This is a genomic window from Prevotella sp. MGM1 (assembly GCF_002933775.1).
GTDB lineage: Bacteria > Bacteroidota > Bacteroidia > Bacteroidales > Bacteroidaceae > Prevotella.
Window position 1 is genome coordinate 1 of the sequence record NZ_BEWV01000151.1, and the last position, 795, is coordinate 795.

At 56.4% G+C, this 795-nt stretch carries 1 pseudogene; it reads left to right on the forward strand.

Annotated elements, in window-relative coordinates:
• Positions 1-795, forward strand: a pseudogene (locus MoGM_RS05705) (glutamine synthetase type III); the annotation flags it as partial.

Below are 795 nucleotides of genomic sequence, written 5' to 3' on the forward strand. Positions count from 1 at the left end.
TACCATGCAAGACGAGACACAACGAGGTGGCGCCAAACCAGTTTGAGCTGGCTCCGATATACGAGGAATGCAACCTTGCGATAGACCACAACATGCTCCTCATGTCGATGATGAAGCGGGTGGCGCGCAAACACGGATTCAGGGTGCTGCTGCACGAGAAACCTTTCGACGGAATAAACGGATCGGGAAAGCACAACAACTGGAGCCTGTGCGCAGACAACGGAGTGCTGCTGCATGCCCCGGGAAAGTCGCCGGAGGAAAACTTAAGGTTTGTGACGTTCATCGTCGAGACGCTCGTGGCCGTCCATCGGCACAACGGCCTGCTCAAAGCGAGCATCATGAGCGCCACGAACGCGCACCGGCTCGGAGGAAACGAGGCACCGCCGGCAATCATCTCTTCATTCCTCGGCAAGCAGCTCAGCGAGCTGCTCGACCACATCGAGCTGGCGGACAAGGAAGACCTGTTCAACCTGAAAGCCAAGCAGGGTATGGAACTCGACATACCGCAGATACCGCAACTGATCATAGACAATACAGACCGCAACCGCACAAGCCCGTTCGCGTTCACCGGAAACCGCTTTGAATTCAGGGCGATAGGCAGCGAGGCCAACTGCGCGTCGGCCATGATAGCCCTCAACTCGGCAGTGGCCGAAGCGCTTACGGACTTCAAACGCCGTGTAGACACACTGATAGAGAAGGGGGAAAGCAAGATTAGCGCGATACTGGACGTGCTCAGGGAAGACATAAAGGCATGCAAACCGATACGGTTTGACGGCAACGGATACAGCGACGAGT